The sequence below is a fragment of the Thioalkalivibrio sp. ALM2T genome (assembly GCF_000381505.1).
Classification (GTDB): Bacteria; Pseudomonadota; Gammaproteobacteria; order Ectothiorhodospirales; family Ectothiorhodospiraceae; genus Thioalkalivibrio; species Thioalkalivibrio versutus.
The window spans coordinates 185,594-201,814 of the sequence record NZ_KB906556.1 but is presented as its reverse complement, the minus strand read 5'-3'; the positions used below and the strand labels follow the sequence as shown (position 1 = coordinate 201,814).

Below are 16,221 nucleotides of genomic sequence, written 5' to 3'. Positions count from 1 at the left end.
GACAGGCTGTCAGCCCCTTGTTACCTGCTAGCACTGCGGATTACTCGCGGCGGAAGTCGTCGTGGCAAGCCTGGCAGGACTGCCCGAGGTTGCGGAAGCGAATGGCGTACTCGTCTTCGTCACCGGCCTCCACGGCCGCGTGCAGGGCCTCGGCGGCCTCCAGCGTGTCATTGGAGAGCTCCTCGAAGCGTTCCCAGTCATCCCAGATCTCTTCCTTGGCATCGGTATCCGGGAAATCGCTCCCCTCCGGAAAGAGGCCCGGGATGTCCTGGCTCAGCGCTACCAGCTGGCTGGTATGCATCTCGAGGTTATCGCCGAACTCGGCTCCGTCCACCACCACGGCGGCAATGGCGCCCACGTTGCCACCAATGGCGCGCATCACACCCTGGCGGTAGTCGATCGTGGCCTCGTGCTCATCGAATGCGTGAACGGTACTTCCGGCACCCAACCCCAAGGTCAGTGCGGCGGCCACGGAGGTGGCGGTAATCAGGCGTGCGACGTTCTTCATGGTGCTTCCTCCCTGTAACAATCAAAACTTCGCGGATATCTGGCGAACCGGATATGCGAAGCCACTATAAACGGCGGGCCCGCCCCATTTCCATGAGCGAAATGGATTACCCATCACGATTGCGGGCTTTCCCGATTGACCACAACCCGTGCGCGGGGTTCCCGGGCGAACCCGGTACAATCGCATTACGCCCAAGCGCTTCCGAGAAGATGACCCTGAACTCCCCCAACATGACTGACGAGACCGCCCTTCGCCAAGCCATCATCAACACCGGCCTGGAGACCAATCGTCGGGGGCTCAACCAGGGCACCTCGGGCAACATCAGCGCGCGCTTCGGCGACGGCATACTGATTACCCCTTCTGGCATCCCGTACGAGGCGTTACAAACGGACGACCTGGTGTATGTCGCTGCAGACGGACAATGGGCGCCAGGCCGCAAGCCCTCCAGCGAGTGGCACTTCCACCGCGCCATCCTTCAGGCGCGACCAGAGCTGGGAGCGGTCGTCCATGTCCATTCCGTCCATGCCAGTGTCGTGGCGATCCAGGGACGTGACATCCCCGCGCTGCACTACATGATCGCCGCCGCCGGCGGGAACTCCATCCGCTGCGCCCCGTACGCCACGTTTGGAACGGAGACCCTCTCGCGGCTCGCGGTGGCGGCCCTGCAGGACCGCACGGCCTGTCTGCTCGCGAATCACGGGATGATTGCCACCGGGACGGACCTGGAGCGCGCCCTGTGGCTGACCGAGGAGGTTGAACTCCTGGCACGGCAATATGTGCTGAGCCTGCAGATCGGAGGGCCGCAATTGCTGGATGACGCGGAGATGGATCGCGTCCTGGAAAAGTTTCGCCACTACGGGCCGCAGCGCGACAGGAAATAGACACGCGTGGAGCGCGCCACCCTCAAAGACCGGGGGTGACACCTTCTCCATCGGCCAGCGGGGCCGAGCGCGGGGCGAAGTCGGCCCGATCACGGGTTTCCAGATAGTGCTGCAGGGCCCAGGTCACCGACGGGAAGGCGCGCTCCTTCGGCAGTTCATCGAATCGGAATAGGCCGACCTCTTCCGATTCAGGGCCCGGCCCAATCGCATCGCTCAGCAAGCGCGCCCGATAGATCATCTGCACATGCCCGATGTGCGGGACGCTATAAACGCCCAGCAACTGACCGATTTCCAGATCGGCCCGCGCCTCCTCCCAGGCCTCGCGGCGGGCCCCCTCGGCCGGGCTTTCCCCCTTTTCCATGAACCCCGCCGGCAGCGTCCAGAAACCCTTGCGCGGCTGAATGGCCCGGCGGCAAAGCAATATGCGGTCTTCCCAGATGGCCACGCTGCCGACGATGATTCGCGGGTTTTCGTAGTCAACGAAGCCACAATGGTCGCAAACACGCCGTTCGCGATCATCGCCTTCGGGGATATGGTGGTGGAAGCTGGCATCCAGCCTGTTTTGATTGCGACTCATGGCGGTACCGTTAGGGGCTTTATAGCTTTAAATACAAAGTCATACAGTGCCATGCGGTGCACCCGAGAGCCGAGCTCGAACACGCGCCGGTGGCCGCGGTCCACAATAGAGGCTTGCGCACCGAGGCAGTACAGAGGCGAACATGACCACACGCACACGCTTTACCGTTGGTGAGCTCATTCACCATACCAAGTTCGATTACCGGGGTGTGATCGTCGATGTGGATCCGGTGTACGCCGGGTCGGACGAATGGTACGAAACCGTGGCCAAGAGCCGCCCACCCAAGGACCAGCCGTGGTATCACGTGCTGGTGGACGGCTATGCGCACAGCACCTACGTGGCCGAACGCCACCTGGAGCCGGATACTCGCGGCGAACAGATCGAACACCCCGCCCTCGGGCAGTTCTTCGATCGTTTCATGAACGGCCGCTACTCGCGCCACGGCGAGCCCGGCGCCCACTAACCCACAACCGCAGGGAAGACCATGGCACAGGACAACCGCCGCAGCCGCGTCGTCACCGAAGGCCCCCGCCGCACGCCCAATCGCGCCATGCTGCGCGCAGTCGGCTTCGGCGACGACGACTTTCAGCGCCCGATCGTGGGCATTGCCAACGCGCACAGCACGATCACGCCCTGCAACATGGGCATTGGTGCCCTCGCCGCCCGCGCCGAACAGGCGGTGCGCCAGGCCGGTGGTATGCCGCAGACCTTCGGTACCATCACCATCTCCGACGGCATCTCCATGGGAACGCCGGGGATGAAGTACTCGCTGGTCTCGCGCGAGGTCATCGCCGACGCCATCGAGACCGTAGTCAACGGCCAGAGCCTGGACGGCATTCTCGCCACCGGCGGCTGCGACAAGAACATGCCCGGGGCGATGATTGCCCTGGCCCGTCTCAACGTGCCGGGCATCTTCGTCTACGGCGGAACCATCAAGCCCGGGCACTACAAGGGTCAGGACCTGACTATCGTCAGCGCCTTCGAGGCCGTGGGTCAGCATGGTGCCGGCAATCTGTCCGACGAGGACCTTCAGGGCGTGGAACGCAACGCGTGCCCCGGCGCCGGCTCCTGCGGCGGTATGTTCACCGCCAATACCATGTCGAGTGCCTTCGAGGCCATGGGCATGAGCCTCCCCGGTTCGTCCACCCAGGCCGCCGAGGACCCGGAAAAGGGCGACTCGGCCGCCCTGTCGGCCGAGGTCCTGGTAGAGGCCATCCACGCGAACCGGCGCCCGCGCGACATCCTGACCCGCGAGGCCTTCGAGAACGCCCTCGCAGTGGTGATGGCCATCGGGGGCTCCACCAACGCAGTACTCCACCTGCTGGCGATTGCGCATGCCGCCGAGGTCCCCCTGGACATCGACGACGTCGAGCGCATCCGCCGCAAGATCCCCGTGCTGTGCGACCTGAAGCCTTCCGGGCGCTACGTGACCACCCAGTTCCATGCGGTGGGCGGCACGCCCCAGGTGATGAAGATGCTCCTGAATGCCGGGCTGATGCACGGTGAGTGCCTGACGATTACCGGGGCCACCCTGGCCGAGACCCTGGCGGAGATCCCCGATACGCCCTCCCCGGATCAGGAAATCATCCGCCCGCTGGAGCGGCCCCTGTACCCGCACGGGCACTTGGCCATCCTCAAGGGCAATCTCGCGACCGAAGGCGCGGTGGCCAAGATCACTGGACTCAAGCGGACCGCCATCGCCGGCCCCGCGCGCTGCTTCGACTCCGAGGAGGCCTGCCTGGATGCCATCCTCGACGGCCAGATCCAGGCCGGCGATATCCTCGTCATCCGCTACGAGGGGCCGCGTGGGGGTCCCGGCATGCGCGAGATGCTCGCGCCGACCGCCGCGATTATCGGTGCGGGCCTGGGCGATTCCGTTGGTCTGATTACCGACGGGCGCTTCTCCGGCGGGACATACGGAATGGTGGTTGGACATGTCGCCCCCGAGGCGGCGACCGGCGGCACGATTGCGCTGGTCCGGGACGGGGATACGATCGAGATCGACGCCGGAGAAAACCGGCTCACGCTGCAGGTCGACGAAGCCGAGCTGGAACACCGCCGCGCGGCCTGGGAGCCGCCGGTGCCCCGCTTTAACCGCGGGGTCCTGGCGAAATACTCGCGCATCGTGGGCTCGGCCAGTCGCGGTGCCGTAACCGACGATTTCACCTGACGGCGGGGAGCAAAAGAGTCCGATGACGCACCCGGACCCCCGGCACCCCGACTTCAGCATGATGCCGCCGGTGATCGGCTTCCTGCTGATCGCCAACGTGGGCCTGTTCCTCACCATGCCGTGGCTGGGTGACTGGTTGATCACCCATTTTGGGCTCTGGCCCATCGGCACGCCGGCCACCGTCCATCAGGACGGCAGCTGGATGCGGGTGCCCGACTTCCAGCTCTGGCAGCTGGTCAGTTATGGCTTTCTGCACGGCGGTCCAGTCCATTTGTTCGTGAACCTGTTCGCCGTATGGATGCTGGGCGTGCAGATCGAGAACGCGTGGGGTTCACGCACCTTCGGGATCTACTTTCTGGTGTGCGTGGTCGGCGCCGGGCTGGTGCAGCTGGTCATCACTGCCCACGGCAACGGTGACATGATCTACCCCACCATCGGCGCATCGGGCGGGGTATTCGGGGTTCTGCTTGCGTTCGGGATGATGTTCCCCAACCAGCGCCTGTTCCTGATCTTCCTGCCCATCCCGATCAAGGCCAAGTATTTCGTGATCGGCTACGGTGCGCTGGAGCTTTACTTGGGGATCTCCGGCACGCTCGCCGGCATCGCCCACTTCGCTCACCTGGGCGGGATGGCCTTCGGCTTCCTGCTGATCCAGTACTGGCGCGGGCGCCTGCCGATCCGGCCGCGTCAGCGCCGTTTCTGGTGGTAACAGGACCCGCCTAGGCTCGGCGTCTCTCTAGGGAAACACTGATCAATGAACGCGTTCGCGCTCGAGTCGCTTTTGCGTGCGAACAAGGCGCGGTGACTGCCGTGCAGTCATTCTGCACAAGGGAGCCGCAAGGCTGTGCGCGCGCCCGTTTTCGTCAACAACGGGCGGCCGATCCCCTGCTTTCAATAACGTGCGGGGTTGGCACCCCAGGTTCCCCGATCCTGCGTTGCGCCGCTTACAGGTAGAACCACTACCTGTTGCACGACGCGCCTTGTCTCGGAAAACCTGGGGTACCAACGCGAACGCGTTCATTGATCAGTGTTTCCCTAGCGGTTGCGGAGATACTCGGCGAAGTCGTCTTTCAGCTCCGGGTGGTTCAGAGCGAGCTCCACGGTCGCCTCCAGATAGCCCAGCTTGGAACCGCAATCGAAGCGGCGCCCCTCGAAGTTGAAGGCCGTTACCCGCTCCAGCTCCAGCAACCGCGCGATGGCATCGGTCAGCTGGATCTCGCCGCCGGCCCCTGGCTTCTGCGTGGCCAGCATCTCAAAGATTCTCGGTGTCAGGATGTAACGCCCTACCACCGCCACGTTCGACGGGGCCTGGTCCGGATCGGGCTTCTCGACGATCCCCTTCACATCCCAGCTGCGCGGGCCGGTCTTCACTGGATCGATGATCCCGTACTGATGTGTGCGGTCACCCGGCACTTCTTCCACCCCGAGCACGCTGCAACCGTGCTCGGCATATTGCTCGACCATCTGCCGCGTCGCCCCACCATTACTTGACTCGATCAGATCGTCCGCCAGGATCACGGCAAAGGGCTCGTTACGCACAATCGGATGGGCGCAGGCCACCGCGTGGCCGAGACCCAGCGCATCGGACTGGCGCACATAGACACAGGTCACATTCGGCGGAACGATATTGCGCACCTGCTCCAGGAGCTCTGTCTTGCCTCGCTCCTCCAGCTCGTGTTCCAGCTCGTACGCCTTGTCGAAGTGGTCCGGAATGGATCGCTTGTTGCGCCCGGTCACGAACACCAGGGTCTCGATCCCCGCTTCCACCGCCTCCTCCGCTGCGTACTGGATCAGCGGCTTGTCCACGATCGGCAGCATCTCCTTCGGATTCGCCTTGGTGGCCGGCAGAAAGCGCGTACCCATGCCGGCAACCGGGAACACGGCGGTACGGATCGGGGCGTGGTTCTGGCTCATTCCATCTCCTGGGCGCTCAATAACGAACCCCTGGCCCACGCGTCCTGCCGGACCCATTGACCAGGGGCTGGAACCGGATGGCGGCACGCGCCGCCATCCATAACGCTACAACGTTACTCGACGACGATGCGGTCGAGATTCATCTCCACGGTGCGTTCACCAATCCCGGAGACCTCGGTCAGTGCCTGCACCGAAGCGAACTCACCATGTGCCTCCCGGTGCTCCACGATCGCCTGGGCCTTCACCGGACCGACGTTGTCCAGCGCGGCCAGCTCTTCGGCGGATGCGCCATTCAGGTTGAGCGGCTGCCCACCCGAGGCCGTCACCATCACCAACGGCAGGACGCAGAGGCCCGCCAGGGCCCAGCACTTCGCACATTGAAAAAGCTTCTTCATGAAAACGCTCCTTATCTTCATTGAACGATCGGTGCATCCATGCACCAACGGCATCCTAGCGGGATTAATGCCCTTCGAAAACCCCTCCAATCCACGACGTCATTCGCTCTTCCCCAATCGTGTGACGAAGGCCTCCATGGCCATGCCCGGGTCCGCGGCGCGCGTGATGGGCCGGCCGACCACGATGGCGCTGGCCCCGGCCGCGATCGCCCGCTCGGGGGTCATCACCCGCTTCTGATCGTCCCCGCCCGCGTCCTCCAGCCGAATTCCGGGCGTTACCAGCAGCGGTTCCTCGCCGAGCAGACGGCGCAGCATGGCGGCCTCTTGCGCCGAACAGACCAGCCCTTCCAGGCCCGCCTTGCGCACCGCCAGTTCGCCCAGCAGACGCACCTGCTCGGCCGGTTTGCGATTCACGCCGATCTCACGCAAGGTACCGGCGTCACTGGAGGTCAGCACCGTTACGGCCAGAAGCGCCGTCGTGTCATTCGTCTCGCGCACCGCCGCGTGCGCGGCGCGCATCATCTCTTCACCGCCACTGGCATGCACGTTAATCAACCAGACACCGGTCCGCGCCGCGGCCCGACAAGCCGCCGCCACCGTATTCGGGATGTCGTGGAACTTCAGATCCAGAAAGACGCGAAAACCCAGGCCGTGCAGACGGTGCACCAGTTCGGGCCCGGCGACCACGAACAGCTCAAACCCGACCTTCAGCGCGCACTGGGCTGGATCGAGCTTTCGGGCGAACGCCAGTGCGGCTTCGGCCTCGGAAAAATCGAGCGCCACAATCAGGCGCGTTGAAGGTTCCGGAATCGGATTCATGAACGGGGACTCCCTTCGCGGATGAGCGCCTCCTCGGCGGCCTCCGTCGTCTGATCAATGTCGAAGTCGAGACCGCGCAGCGTATCCCAGCGACGACAGCTTGGGCACTGCCACACATGCGCACGCCCTTGATAGCCACAGTTCACGCACTGGTATAGATGCTGGCTCCCGAGCTGGTCCGCCAGGGCCTTTTCGAATGCCGCAAACTCGGTGCTGTATTGCTGGACCGCCGGGAGAATCTTCATCCAGCGTACCGCCTCCAGCAATCCCGAGGTCGGCACCGGACGCTGTGCCAGGATCGAACCCAGCTCCATCAGCGCGGCATCCAGCCGGCCCGTACGTCGGTATAGACGCATCAGGGCAATGCGCGCCATTGTGATCCCACGGTTGCGCGCAAGATCGTCGAGGAGCTCCTCGAGCTGCCCCAGACGATTCTCCCCAGGCAGCTCCTGATGCAACCGCTCGATACGCGGTACCAGCAAGGGCGCCAGCTGCGGGGTACGCGCCACCGCGTCGCGTCCGAATCCGATCGCATCACGGATCTCGCCCCTGCGTGCCGCGATCTCCGACTGAATCAGCAGTGCCCGCGAAAGCCCCGGCACCAGGCCCTCGGCCTGTTCCGCCCGCGTTCTGGCGCTTTCCCAGTCACCCTTGTCCAGCGCGAGCTGGGCCAGTTCGCAATGATAATGCGCGATCCTCTGATGCTCGTGCGCGACCCCATGTTCCTTCAACCGGTCGCCCACCTCGATCGCACGTTCCCATTCCCGCTGGGTCTCGTAGACCTGACGCAGGCCTTCCAGTGCGGCGACCGCCTGATGCGGCGAATCCGCCAATTCGCGAAACACCGCCTCCGCCCGATCCAATACGCCGGCCAGGAGAAAATCCTCACCCAGTTCGCACAGGGCCTGCGCCCGCTGCGCCGCGGGCAACGTGGGCCGTGCGACCAGGTTCTGATGGATCCGGATGGCGCGATCGACCTCGCCCCGGCGCCGGAACAGCCGGCCCAGGATTACATGGGTCTCGAAGGTTTCGTGATCGACTTCCACCATTTCGATGAAGGCCTGAAGGGCATCATCCGTGCGGTCGTCGAGGAGGTGGCGCACACCTTCCAGGTAGCGATCCAGTGACGGCTCCCGTTCCTCACGGTCTTCCGGCACGCCGTAACGCGCGAGCCACCAGCCACTCGCAGCCGCAATAGGGAGCAGCAACCAGAACCAGTCGTCGATCATGAGCGAGAATGGTTCCCGGATGAGAAAAGAAACGTGTGGGGCGTCAGTGGCCGCATGCGCGCCACGTGACTAGTAGAAATCCCGCATGGGCGCGGTACGCAACTGCTCGACCTCGACCTTGAGGGCATGGTTCTGTTCGCGCAGGTCTGCAATCTTTTGACGCAACCGGCGCAGCCGCAGCCAGAGTACAAGCGAAGCCAAAACGACCCCGAACAGGGCCGCAATCCCGAGGAACACCACGAGCGGCGCCTCGATCTGTACACCGGGTAACGCAAGGGTCACCAGGTCTTCGTTCAATACAACAAGAATGCCAACAGCGGACGAAATCACGATAAGCGCGGCAAAGGCCACGGCATTGCGAATCTGCTGTCGACGTCGGTCGTCCACGGACGGTCCCTAGTCGTTCCCGTCGATGGAGCCGTTTACCCGTTCGCGCAATTCCTTGCCGGGCTTGAAATGGGGGACATGCTTACCGGGCAAGGCAACGCTTTCACCGGTCTTGGGGTTACGTCCCAGCCTTGGGGGCCGGAAATGGAGGGAAAAACTGCCGAAGCCGCGAATCTCTACCCGCTGCCCATTGGCCAGCGCATGACTCATCCGTTCGAGTAATGCCTTGACCGACATCTCGACATCCCTGGCAGGCAAATGGGGCGATTTCCGGGCGAGGTTCTCGATCAATTCCGATTTGGTCATCAGGCACTCGTCACAGACAGGAAGGAAACCCGGTTTCCCGGAACAAAATGGCCCACGGCACCTTCCGGCACCGTGGGCCGCCGCAGAACGGACTTAGTCGTTCTTGTCCATCTGCTCCTTGAGCAGATCGCCCAGGGTGGTACCGCTACCGGCATTGCTGCCGTAATCGGACACCATCTCGGCTTCCTCGGCACGATCCTTGGCCTTGATCGACAGGCTGATGGCGCGGGTCTTCTTGTCCACGCCCATGAATCGGGCTTCGACGGTTTCGCCAACCTTCAGCACGGTGCTGGCATCCTCCACACGATCCTGGGAGATGTCGGCGGCACGCAGGATGCCGTCGATGCCGTCGGCCAGCTCGATCACCGCGGCCTTGGCGTCCACTTCCTTCACGGTACCGGACACGATGCTGCCCTTGCTGTGCTCGGCCACGAAGTTGGCGAACGGATCGCGGTCCAGCTGCTTCAGACCCAGGGAGATGCGCTCGCGCTCGGGATCCACGGACAGGACCACGGCCTCGACCTCATCACCCTTCTTGAAGTTGCGGATCGCCTCTTCGCCGGCCTCGTGCCAGGACAGGTCGGACAGGTGAATCAGTCCGTCGATGCCGCCTTCCAGGCCAACAAACACACCGAAATCGGTGATCGACTTGATCTGGCCACTGACCTTCTCGCCCCGGTTGTGGTTGGCGGCGAAGTCGTCCCACGGGTTGGACTGGCACTGCTTCATACCCAGCGAGATGCGGCGGCGCTCTTCGTCCAGGTCCAGGATCATCACCTCGACCTCGTCACCGATGGCAACCATCTTGCCCGGGTTGACGTTCTTGTTGGTCCAGTCCATCTCGGACACGTGCACCAGGCCTTCCACGCCGTCTTCGATCTCCACGAAGCAGCCGTAATCGGTGATGTTGGTGACCTTGCCGAAGATCCGGGTGCCGGTCGGGTAACGGCGGGTGATGTTTTCCCACGGATCCTCGCCGAGCTGCTTCAGGCCCAGCGATACGCGCATGCGTTCGCGGTCGAACTTCAGGACCTTGACCTCGACTTCCTGGCCGATCTCGACCACGTCGGACGGATGCTTCACGCGCTTCCAGGCCATGTCGGTGATGTGCAGCAGGCCGTCGATGCCGCCCAGATCCAGGAATGCCCCGTAGTCGGTCAGGTTCTTGACGATACCCTTGACCTGCGCGCCTTCCTGCAGGTTCTTCAGCAGTTCTTCGCGCTCGGCGCTGTATTCCTGCTCGACCACGGCACGACGCGACACAACCACGTTGTTGCGACGGCGATCCAGCTTGATGAGCTTGAACTCCAGCTCCTTGCCTTCCAGATACGCGGTATCGCGCACCGGACGGACATCCACGAGTGAACCCGGCAGGAACGCCCGGATATCGCCCAGCTCGACGGTGTAGCCACCCTTGACCTTGCCCGAGATCTTGCCGGTGACGTACTGCTCTTCTTCCATCGCACCTTCGAGACGGTCCCAGGCCTTGGCTCGCTTGGCCTTCTCGCGCGACATGCGCGTCTCGCCGAAACCGTCTTCCGGGGTTTCGAGGGCCACTTCGACGACATCGCCGACCTTGACCTCGAGCTCACCCTCTTCGTTCATGAACTGCTCGGTGGGAATGACCCCCTCGGACTTCAGGCCGGCGTTCACCACGACGACTTCCGGGGTGACCTCAATGACGGTGGCACTGAGGATGGCACCCGGCTGCATCTGGGTGTAGGCCATGCTCTCTTCGAGCAGTTGCGCGAAACTTTCACTCATGGATTTGTGAACCTGTGGTTTAACAAATGCTTGCAGAGACTTCCTGCAACCAGTTCTAGACGTTTATGATCCCGCTTCCGACGGCTTATTCCGCGGGGCGGGGGCTTTGTTCCGGGAGTACGTCCCGGAGGCGTTCCAGGATCATGTCCACCACGCCGACGATGTCCAGGTCCGTGGTATCCACTTCCCAGGCATCTTCGGCGGGCTTGAGGGGGGCCACGCTGCGTTCGCGATCACGCCGGTCGCGGGCCTCCATCTCGTCCTGAAGGGCGGAGAGGTTAGCACTAAGTCCTTGTTCCTTCAACTGCATATATCGCCGCCTGGCCCGCTCCTCGGCCGAGGCCGTCAGGAAGATCTTCAGGTCCGCTTCGGGGAACACGACAGTGCCCATGTCGCGCCCGTCGGCGACCAGCCCCGGGGCCTTGGCGAACCCGCGCTGACGCTCCAGAAGCGCCTCGCGCACCGCCGGAATCGCCGCGACCTGCGAGGCGTCACTGCCCGTCTGCTCCGTGCGCAGAAGTTGGTCCACGGGTGCGCCTTCCAGCAGCGTGGTCACGGCCGTGGCATCCCGATTGACCTCGAAATCCACATCCAGACCCGCAGCCAGGCGGGCCAGTGCCTCCTCGTCAGTCAGTTCCACGCCGTGCTGCCGCGCAGCCAGCCCCAACAGCCGATAGAGGGCTCCGCTATCCAGAAGATGCCAGCCCATCGCCGCCGCCACGCGCATACAGACCGTGCCCTTCCCTGCACCACCGGGGCCATCAATGGTCAGTACCGGAATGGGCGTGCTCATGCTGCCTCCAGTTGCAGCCCGGCCTCACGCGCCAGCGCCACGAAGCCGGGGAAAGAGGTCCCCACGTTTGCGCAATCGCGGATGCGGATCGGCGCTCGGGCACGCAGCCCGGCCATCGCGAACGACATGGCGATGCGGTGATCGCCATGGCTGTCGACCTCGCCCCCAGTGAAACCGTCACCGCCCTGGATGCGAATGCCATCCGGCTGCACCGCGCAGTCCACGCCCAGCGCGGCCAGACCATCGGCCATCACCTGGATACGGTCACTTTCCTTGACCCGCAGCTCCTCCGCGCCAGTCAGGACCGTCTCGCCCTCAGCACAGGCCGCGGCGACGAAGATTGCCGGGAATTCATCGATTGCCAGTGGCACCAGATGCTCGGGGATCTGGATCCCCTTCAGAGCAGCTGCCTCGACCTCGAGATCGGCCACGGGCTCGCCGCCGGCCTCGCGCTCATCGAGGACGCGGATCTCGGCGCCCATCAGACGCAGGATGTCGATCACGCCGGTGCGCGTCGGATTGATCCCCACATGCTCCAGGCGCATGCGCGAGCCGGTGGCAATCGAGGCCCCGACCAGGAAGAACGCCGCCGACGAGATGTCCGCCGGCACGTCCACCGCGCTTGCGACCAGGCGCCCGCCGCCCTCGACACAGGTACGGGGACCGTCGCGCTCCACGTGATAGCCGAATCCGGCCAGCATCCGCTCGGTGTGATCGCGGGTGGGCGCCGGCTCGGTCACGCAGGTCCTGCCGTCCGCCCAAAGACCGGCCAACAACAAGGCCGATTTCACCTGGGCACTGGCGACTTGCAATACATGATCCGTACCCCGCAACGGGGCCCCGCCGTGTACCCGCAACGGTGGCGTCCCGGTCGCGCTGGTCTCGATGTGCGCACCCATGTGGGCGAGCGGGTCGGTGACTCGGCGCATCGGCCGCCCGCTCAGGGAGCGATCGCCGACCAGCTCGCTGTCAAACGCCTGACCGGCCAGTACGCCGCACAGCAGCCGCATCGCCGTTCCCGAGTTGCCCATGTCCAGCGCCGCCGCCGGGGCCTTGAGCCCGTGCACGCCGGCACCCTGAATGTGTACATCGCCCGGACCGGTCCGTTCGATCGCCACGCCCATCGCGCGAAACGCCTCTAGCGTGGCAATGCAATCGGCTCCCTCGAGGAATCCGGTCACACGCGTCTCGCCCTCGGCCAGCGCACCCAGCATGATCGCCCGGTGGGAGATCGACTTGTCGCCCGGCACGCGGGCGCGGCCTGAAAGCTGCCCTCCGGGCTGTACGGTAAAGGTATTCATCGATTTTCAGGTATCCAGTTGCGCGTCCGCGGGGTCGCAAAGGCGATCGCGGGTTTCCTTGGCGTGTTCAAAGCTCTTTTCGATGGTCGCGGCATCGCCGTGCTCGATGGCGCTGCGCAAACCCTCCAAATCGGTCTGGTACTGCCCGATCACCTCGAGGATGGCGTTTCGATTGGCGAGACAGATATCCCGCCAGACCACCGGATCGCTGGAGGCAATGCGCGTGAAATCGCGAAAGCCCCCGGCGGCGTAATGAAAGATCTCGTCGCGCTCGCTCATGTTCGCAAGCGACGACACCAGCGTGAAGGCCAGCACATGGGGCAAATGACTGGTCGCGGCCAGCACCCGATCGTGGTGCGCCGGGGTCATGTATTCGACCCGGGCCCCGGCGGCCTGCCACATCGCGGCCACTCGGTCGGTCGCCATCGCATTCGTGGCATCGACCGGTGTCAGGATTACCAGGCGCTCACGGAACAAGGTGGCAAAGGCCGCCCCCACCCCGCTCTTCTCGGTTCCCGCAATCGGATGGCCGGGGACAAACGCGCGCGGGACCTTGCCGAACCCGGCACCCACCGCATCGATCACGGCCTGTTTGCTGCTGCCCACATCGGTCAGCGGGCTGTCTTCGGGCCACGCCGCAGCCAGGTCGCGCGCCAGTGGCTCCATCGCCCCCAACGGGACGGCGAGCACGCCCAGGTCCGCGCCCTCGGCGGCCTCGGCGACATCGGTGGTCCAGCGATCGATCACGCCGAGGCGCTGCGCCTCGCGCAGGTTGTCTGCATTGCGCGAACAACCCACGATCTCGCGCACGGCCCCTGCCTCGCGCAGGGCCAGGGCCAGCGAACCGCCGATCAGCCCGACGCCGAAGATGACCAGCCGTTCGATCACGCCAGGGCCTTTTTCAGGGCCGCGAGAAAGCGGTCATTGTCCGCACGGGTCGAGACCGTGACGCGGAGATGCCCGGGGAGACCGTAATTCTCGACCGGGCGCGTAATCACGCCGTCGCGCAGCATGGCGTCATATACCGGGCCCGGATCCCGGCCGGTGTCAAACGTCACGAAATTGCCCACCGACGGGATCACGCGCAAGCCCTGCTCGCGCAGGGCGGTGCTCACCTGGCGAACCCCCTCCCGGTTGATGGCCACCGACTTTTCCACATGCTCGTCGTCGTCCAGCGCGGCCAGGCCGGCCGCCTGGGCAATCGCATTCACATTGAACGGCTGGCGCACTCGATTCAGCAGGTCCGCGATGGCCGGCGAGCTGACCGCATAGCCGAGCCGCAGTCCGGCCAGGCCCTGGATCTTGGAGAAGGTCCGGGTGACGATCAGATTCGGATAGCGATCCAGCCATTGCGTGGTGTCCGGATACTCGGCCTCCTCGACATACTCGAAATAGGCCTCGTCGATCACCACCACGGTGGTCGCCGGCATCGCGGCCACGAAGGCCTCCAGCGCCGCAGCATCCAGCCAGGTGCCAGTCGGGTTGTTCGGGTTGGCCACGAACACGACCCGCACGTCACCATCCACTCGTGCCTGCATCGCATCAAGATCATGGCCGAAGGGCTGCTCCGGATGGTCGGCAGGCAGCGCTGGGGCAACCCGTGCCTCGGCATCCACCGCCTGGGTCACCAGGGGATAGACCGCAAACGCATGGGCGGAAAACACAGCGGCACGCCCCGGCGCCAGCCAGGTCCGTGCAACCAACTCCAGCACCTCGTTGGAGCCATTGCCGAGGGTGATCTGCTCCGGGGTCACGCCATGACGTTCGGCCAGACGCGCCTTCAGCTCGAAGCCATTGCCGTCGGGATAGACATGCGCATCGGCCAGCGCCGCGCGCCCGGCTTTCACCGCAAGGGGCGACGGGCCCAGCGGATTCTCGTTGGAGGCCAGCTTGACCGCCTGGGTAATCCCCAGTTCGCGTTCCAGCGTGGCCACGGGCTTGCCCGGCTGGTAGGGGCTAAGCCCCTGGACGCCAGCAACCGCCAGAGTCACCGGATCAAACGCCGGGCCGGCCGTAGCGGATACGGAAGGATTGGATGCCATGCGGAAACCTCGGGGATTCAGGTGGCGGCCTGGGGATAGCTCCCCAGCACCTTGACGGTATCGGCGCTCGCGCGCAGCTGCTCCAGACATTCGCGGATCAGCGGATCCTGCTGGTGGCCAACCAGGTCGAGAAAGAACACGTAGTTCCACGGCGTGCAGCGCGACGGGCGCGACTCGATGCGGGTCAGACTGATACCCGACTCCGCAATCGGCTTGAGCAGCGCATACAGCGATCCCGGGCGATTGGCGGTCGTCAGCATCACCGAGGTGCGATCCGCGCCGCTGGGCTCCGTGGTGCCGGAACCGATGATCAGGAAACGGGTGGTGTTGTCGGCGCGATCTTCCACGTGCGGCGCCCGCACCGGGATCTGGTAATGGTCGGCCGCGGCCTGGCTGGCGAGTGCCGCCACGGTCGGGTCCTGCGCCGCAATCTCGGCTGCGCGGGCATTGCTGGAGACCGCCTCGCGTTCGGCGTGCGGCAGCTCCGCGTCCAGCCACTGGCGGCATTGCGCCAGCGCCTGGGCGTGGGCCAGCACGCGCCGGACCTGACCGAGGTCCTCGGCGTGCGTCAGCAGATGGTGGTGAATCGGGGTCACGACCTCACCGCAGATCTGCAGCGAAGAATCCATGAAGCAGTCGACCGTGTGGGTTACCACCCCCTCGGAGCTGTTCTCGATGGGCACCACGCCGAACTGCGCGCGACCGGTCTCTACGGCGTCGAACACGGCATCAATAGAGGCCAGCGGCTGGGTCTCGACCGCATGGCCGAAATGCTTGCGCGCCGCCAGATGCGTAAAGGTGCCCACCGGTCCCAGATAGGCCACATGGAGCGGATGCTCCAACGCCAGGCATTCGGACATGATTTCGCGGAACAGCCGGGTAATCGCTTCGCCGGACAGCGGGCCGGGGTTCTGCTCACGCACCCGGCGCAGGATCTCGGCTTCGCGCTCCGGACGATAGAACACCGGATTGTTCTCCTGGCTGCGCTTCACCCGGGCCACGGCCTCGGCGCAGCGGGCACGCTCGCTCAGCCGCTCAAGCAGCTCGGCGTCCAGCGCGTCGATGCGCGCCCGCAGGCCAGCCAGATCTTCCTGGCCGTCGGCGGGCTGCGACGAATGCGGGTCCCCGGCCACGA

At 64.7% G+C, this 16,221-nt stretch carries 18 protein-coding genes; 4 read left to right on the top strand and 14 right to left on the bottom strand.

Translation table 11 applies throughout. The annotated features are described in order from the left end of the window. Positions 1-40: 40 nt before the first annotated feature. A complete protein-coding gene (locus F816_RS0100890) occupies positions 41-508 on the bottom strand; it encodes a cytochrome c (RefSeq protein WP_019593140.1) in 468 nt (155 codons plus the stop codon). A gap of 209 nt (positions 509-717) precedes the next feature. Here F816_RS0100890 and F816_RS0100885 point away from each other — a divergent pair, with 209 nt between their 5' ends. Further along, positions 718-1,389, top strand: a complete 672-nt coding sequence (locus F816_RS0100885; protein ID WP_019593139.1) for an L-fuculose-phosphate aldolase — start codon at positions 718-720, stop codon at positions 1,387-1,389. 22 nt (positions 1,390-1,411) lie between these two features. Here the strand turns inward: F816_RS0100885 and F816_RS0100880 are convergent, their stop codons facing one another. Next, the gene (locus F816_RS0100880; RefSeq protein ID WP_019593138.1) at positions 1,412-1,966 is read right to left on the bottom strand and encodes an NUDIX domain-containing protein; all 555 of its coding nucleotides are present in this window, start codon (positions 1,964-1,966) and stop codon (positions 1,412-1,414) included. Between the two features lie 142 nt (positions 1,967-2,108). Here F816_RS0100880 and hspQ point away from each other — a divergent pair, with 142 nt between their 5' ends. Genes hspQ through F816_RS0100865 form a run of 3 tightly spaced genes read left to right on the top strand, consistent with a single transcriptional unit; the run spans position 2,109 to position 4,845 of the window. After that, positions 2,109-2,429: a heat shock protein HspQ gene (gene hspQ, locus F816_RS0100875; RefSeq protein WP_019593137.1), complete on the top strand. Its 321-nt coding sequence runs from the start codon at positions 2,109-2,111 to the stop codon at positions 2,427-2,429. A 21-nt stretch (positions 2,430-2,450) separates the two neighbouring features. Then, the gene (gene ilvD, locus F816_RS0100870; RefSeq protein ID WP_019593136.1) at positions 2,451-4,136 is read left to right on the top strand and encodes a dihydroxy-acid dehydratase; all 1,686 of its coding nucleotides are present in this window, start codon (positions 2,451-2,453) and stop codon (positions 4,134-4,136) included. A gap of 22 nt (positions 4,137-4,158) precedes the next feature. Beyond that, complete coding sequence (locus F816_RS0100865) at positions 4,159-4,845, top strand: rhomboid family intramembrane serine protease (protein ID WP_019593135.1); 687 nt, start codon at positions 4,159-4,161, stop codon at positions 4,843-4,845. Between the two features lie 326 nt (positions 4,846-5,171). Here the strand turns inward: F816_RS0100865 and galU are convergent, their stop codons facing one another. From galU to pheA, 12 genes are all read right to left on the bottom strand, one after another. After that, complete coding sequence (gene galU, locus F816_RS0100860; protein WP_019593134.1) at positions 5,172-6,050, bottom strand: UTP--glucose-1-phosphate uridylyltransferase GalU; 879 nt, start codon at positions 6,048-6,050, stop codon at positions 5,172-5,174. Positions 6,051-6,163: 113 nt separating this feature from the next. Then, on the bottom strand, positions 6,164-6,445 hold the full coding sequence (locus tag F816_RS0100855) for a ComEA family DNA-binding protein (protein ID WP_018949517.1): 282 nt from the start codon (positions 6,443-6,445) through the stop codon (positions 6,164-6,166). A 99-nt stretch (positions 6,446-6,544) separates the two neighbouring features. After that, positions 6,545-7,264, bottom strand: a complete 720-nt coding sequence (pyrF, locus tag F816_RS0100850; RefSeq protein WP_019593133.1) for an orotidine-5'-phosphate decarboxylase — start codon at positions 7,262-7,264, stop codon at positions 6,545-6,547. Continuing rightward, the gene (locus F816_RS0100845; RefSeq protein ID WP_019593132.1) at positions 7,261-8,493 is read right to left on the bottom strand and encodes a tetratricopeptide repeat protein; all 1,233 of its coding nucleotides are present in this window, start codon (positions 8,491-8,493) and stop codon (positions 7,261-7,263) included. The genes pyrF and F816_RS0100845 overlap by 4 nt, the downstream gene beginning before the upstream one ends. A gap of 69 nt (positions 8,494-8,562) precedes the next feature. Next, positions 8,563-8,880, bottom strand: coding sequence for a lipopolysaccharide assembly protein LapA domain-containing protein (locus F816_RS0100840; protein WP_018145703.1), 318 nt, complete (start codon positions 8,878-8,880; stop codon positions 8,563-8,565). A 9-nt stretch (positions 8,881-8,889) separates the two neighbouring features. Next, positions 8,890-9,186, bottom strand: coding sequence for an integration host factor subunit beta (locus F816_RS0100835; RefSeq protein ID WP_018937599.1), 297 nt, complete (start codon positions 9,184-9,186; stop codon positions 8,890-8,892). A 93-nt stretch (positions 9,187-9,279) separates the two neighbouring features. Beyond that, complete coding sequence (rpsA, locus tag F816_RS0100830; RefSeq protein ID WP_026333072.1) at positions 9,280-10,950, bottom strand: 30S ribosomal protein S1; 1,671 nt, start codon at positions 10,948-10,950, stop codon at positions 9,280-9,282. Positions 10,951-11,035: 85 nt separating this feature from the next. Then, positions 11,036-11,743 carry a (d)CMP kinase gene (cmk, locus tag F816_RS0100825; RefSeq protein ID WP_019593130.1) on the bottom strand — a complete coding sequence of 236 codons (708 nt, stop codon included), beginning with the start codon at positions 11,741-11,743 and terminating at the stop codon, positions 11,036-11,038. Next, positions 11,740-13,044 carry a 3-phosphoshikimate 1-carboxyvinyltransferase gene (aroA, locus tag F816_RS0100820; protein ID WP_026333071.1) on the bottom strand — a complete coding sequence of 435 codons (1,305 nt, stop codon included), beginning with the start codon at positions 13,042-13,044 and terminating at the stop codon, positions 11,740-11,742. The genes cmk and aroA overlap by 4 nt, the downstream gene beginning before the upstream one ends. Positions 13,045-13,050: 6 nt before the next feature. Then, positions 13,051-13,932: a prephenate dehydrogenase/arogenate dehydrogenase family protein gene (locus tag F816_RS0100815; RefSeq protein WP_019593128.1), complete on the bottom strand. Its 882-nt coding sequence runs from the start codon at positions 13,930-13,932 to the stop codon at positions 13,051-13,053. Further along, a complete protein-coding gene (gene hisC / locus F816_RS0100810; protein WP_019593127.1) occupies positions 13,929-15,086 on the bottom strand; it encodes a histidinol-phosphate transaminase in 1,158 nt (385 codons plus the stop codon). Before hisC ends, F816_RS0100815 begins: the two co-directional genes overlap by 4 nt. Before the next feature lie 17 nt (positions 15,087-15,103). Continuing rightward, complete coding sequence (pheA, locus tag F816_RS0100805) at positions 15,104-16,219, bottom strand: prephenate dehydratase (protein ID WP_019593126.1); 1,116 nt, start codon at positions 16,217-16,219, stop codon at positions 15,104-15,106. Positions 16,220-16,221 lie beyond the last annotated feature (2 nt).

Bases quoted from the DNA above. Each gene is read 5' to 3' on its own strand.
- F816_RS0100845 (WP_019593132.1), bottom strand. From the start codon at position 8,493: ATGATCGACGACTGGTTCTGGTTGCTGCTCCCTATTGCGGCTGCGAGT.
- pyrF (WP_019593133.1), bottom strand. From the start codon at position 7,264: ATGAATCCGATTCCGGAACCTTCAACGCGCCTGATTGTGGCGCTCGAT.
- galU (WP_019593134.1), bottom strand. From the start codon at position 6,050: ATGAGCCAGAACCACGCCCCGATCCGTACCGCCGTGTTCCCGGTTGCC.
- hspQ (WP_019593137.1), top strand. From the start codon at position 2,109: ATGACCACACGCACACGCTTTACCGTTGGTGAGCTCATTCACCATACC.
- F816_RS0100880 (WP_019593138.1), bottom strand. From the start codon at position 1,966: ATGAGTCGCAATCAAAACAGGCTGGATGCCAGCTTCCACCACCATATC.
- ilvD (WP_019593136.1), top strand. From the start codon at position 2,451: ATGGCACAGGACAACCGCCGCAGCCGCGTCGTCACCGAAGGCCCCCGC.
- hisC (WP_019593127.1), bottom strand. From the start codon at position 15,086: ATGGCATCCAATCCTTCCGTATCCGCTACGGCCGGCCCGGCGTTTGAT.
- F816_RS0100885 (WP_019593139.1), top strand. From the start codon at position 718: ATGACCCTGAACTCCCCCAACATGACTGACGAGACCGCCCTTCGCCAA.
- cmk (WP_019593130.1), bottom strand. From the start codon at position 11,743: ATGAGCACGCCCATTCCGGTACTGACCATTGATGGCCCCGGTGGTGCA.
- F816_RS0100855 (WP_018949517.1), bottom strand. From the start codon at position 6,445: ATGAAGAAGCTTTTTCAATGTGCGAAGTGCTGGGCCCTGGCGGGCCTC.
- F816_RS0100835 (WP_018937599.1), bottom strand. From the start codon at position 9,186: ATGACCAAATCGGAATTGATCGAGAACCTCGCCCGGAAATCGCCCCAT.
- F816_RS0100865 (WP_019593135.1), top strand. From the start codon at position 4,159: ATGACGCACCCGGACCCCCGGCACCCCGACTTCAGCATGATGCCGCCG.
- F816_RS0100890 (WP_019593140.1), bottom strand. From the start codon at position 508: ATGAAGAACGTCGCACGCCTGATTACCGCCACCTCCGTGGCCGCCGCA.
- aroA (WP_026333071.1), bottom strand. From the start codon at position 13,044: ATGAATACCTTTACCGTACAGCCCGGAGGGCAGCTTTCAGGCCGCGCC.
- rpsA (WP_026333072.1), bottom strand. From the start codon at position 10,950: ATGAGTGAAAGTTTCGCGCAACTGCTCGAAGAGAGCATGGCCTACACC.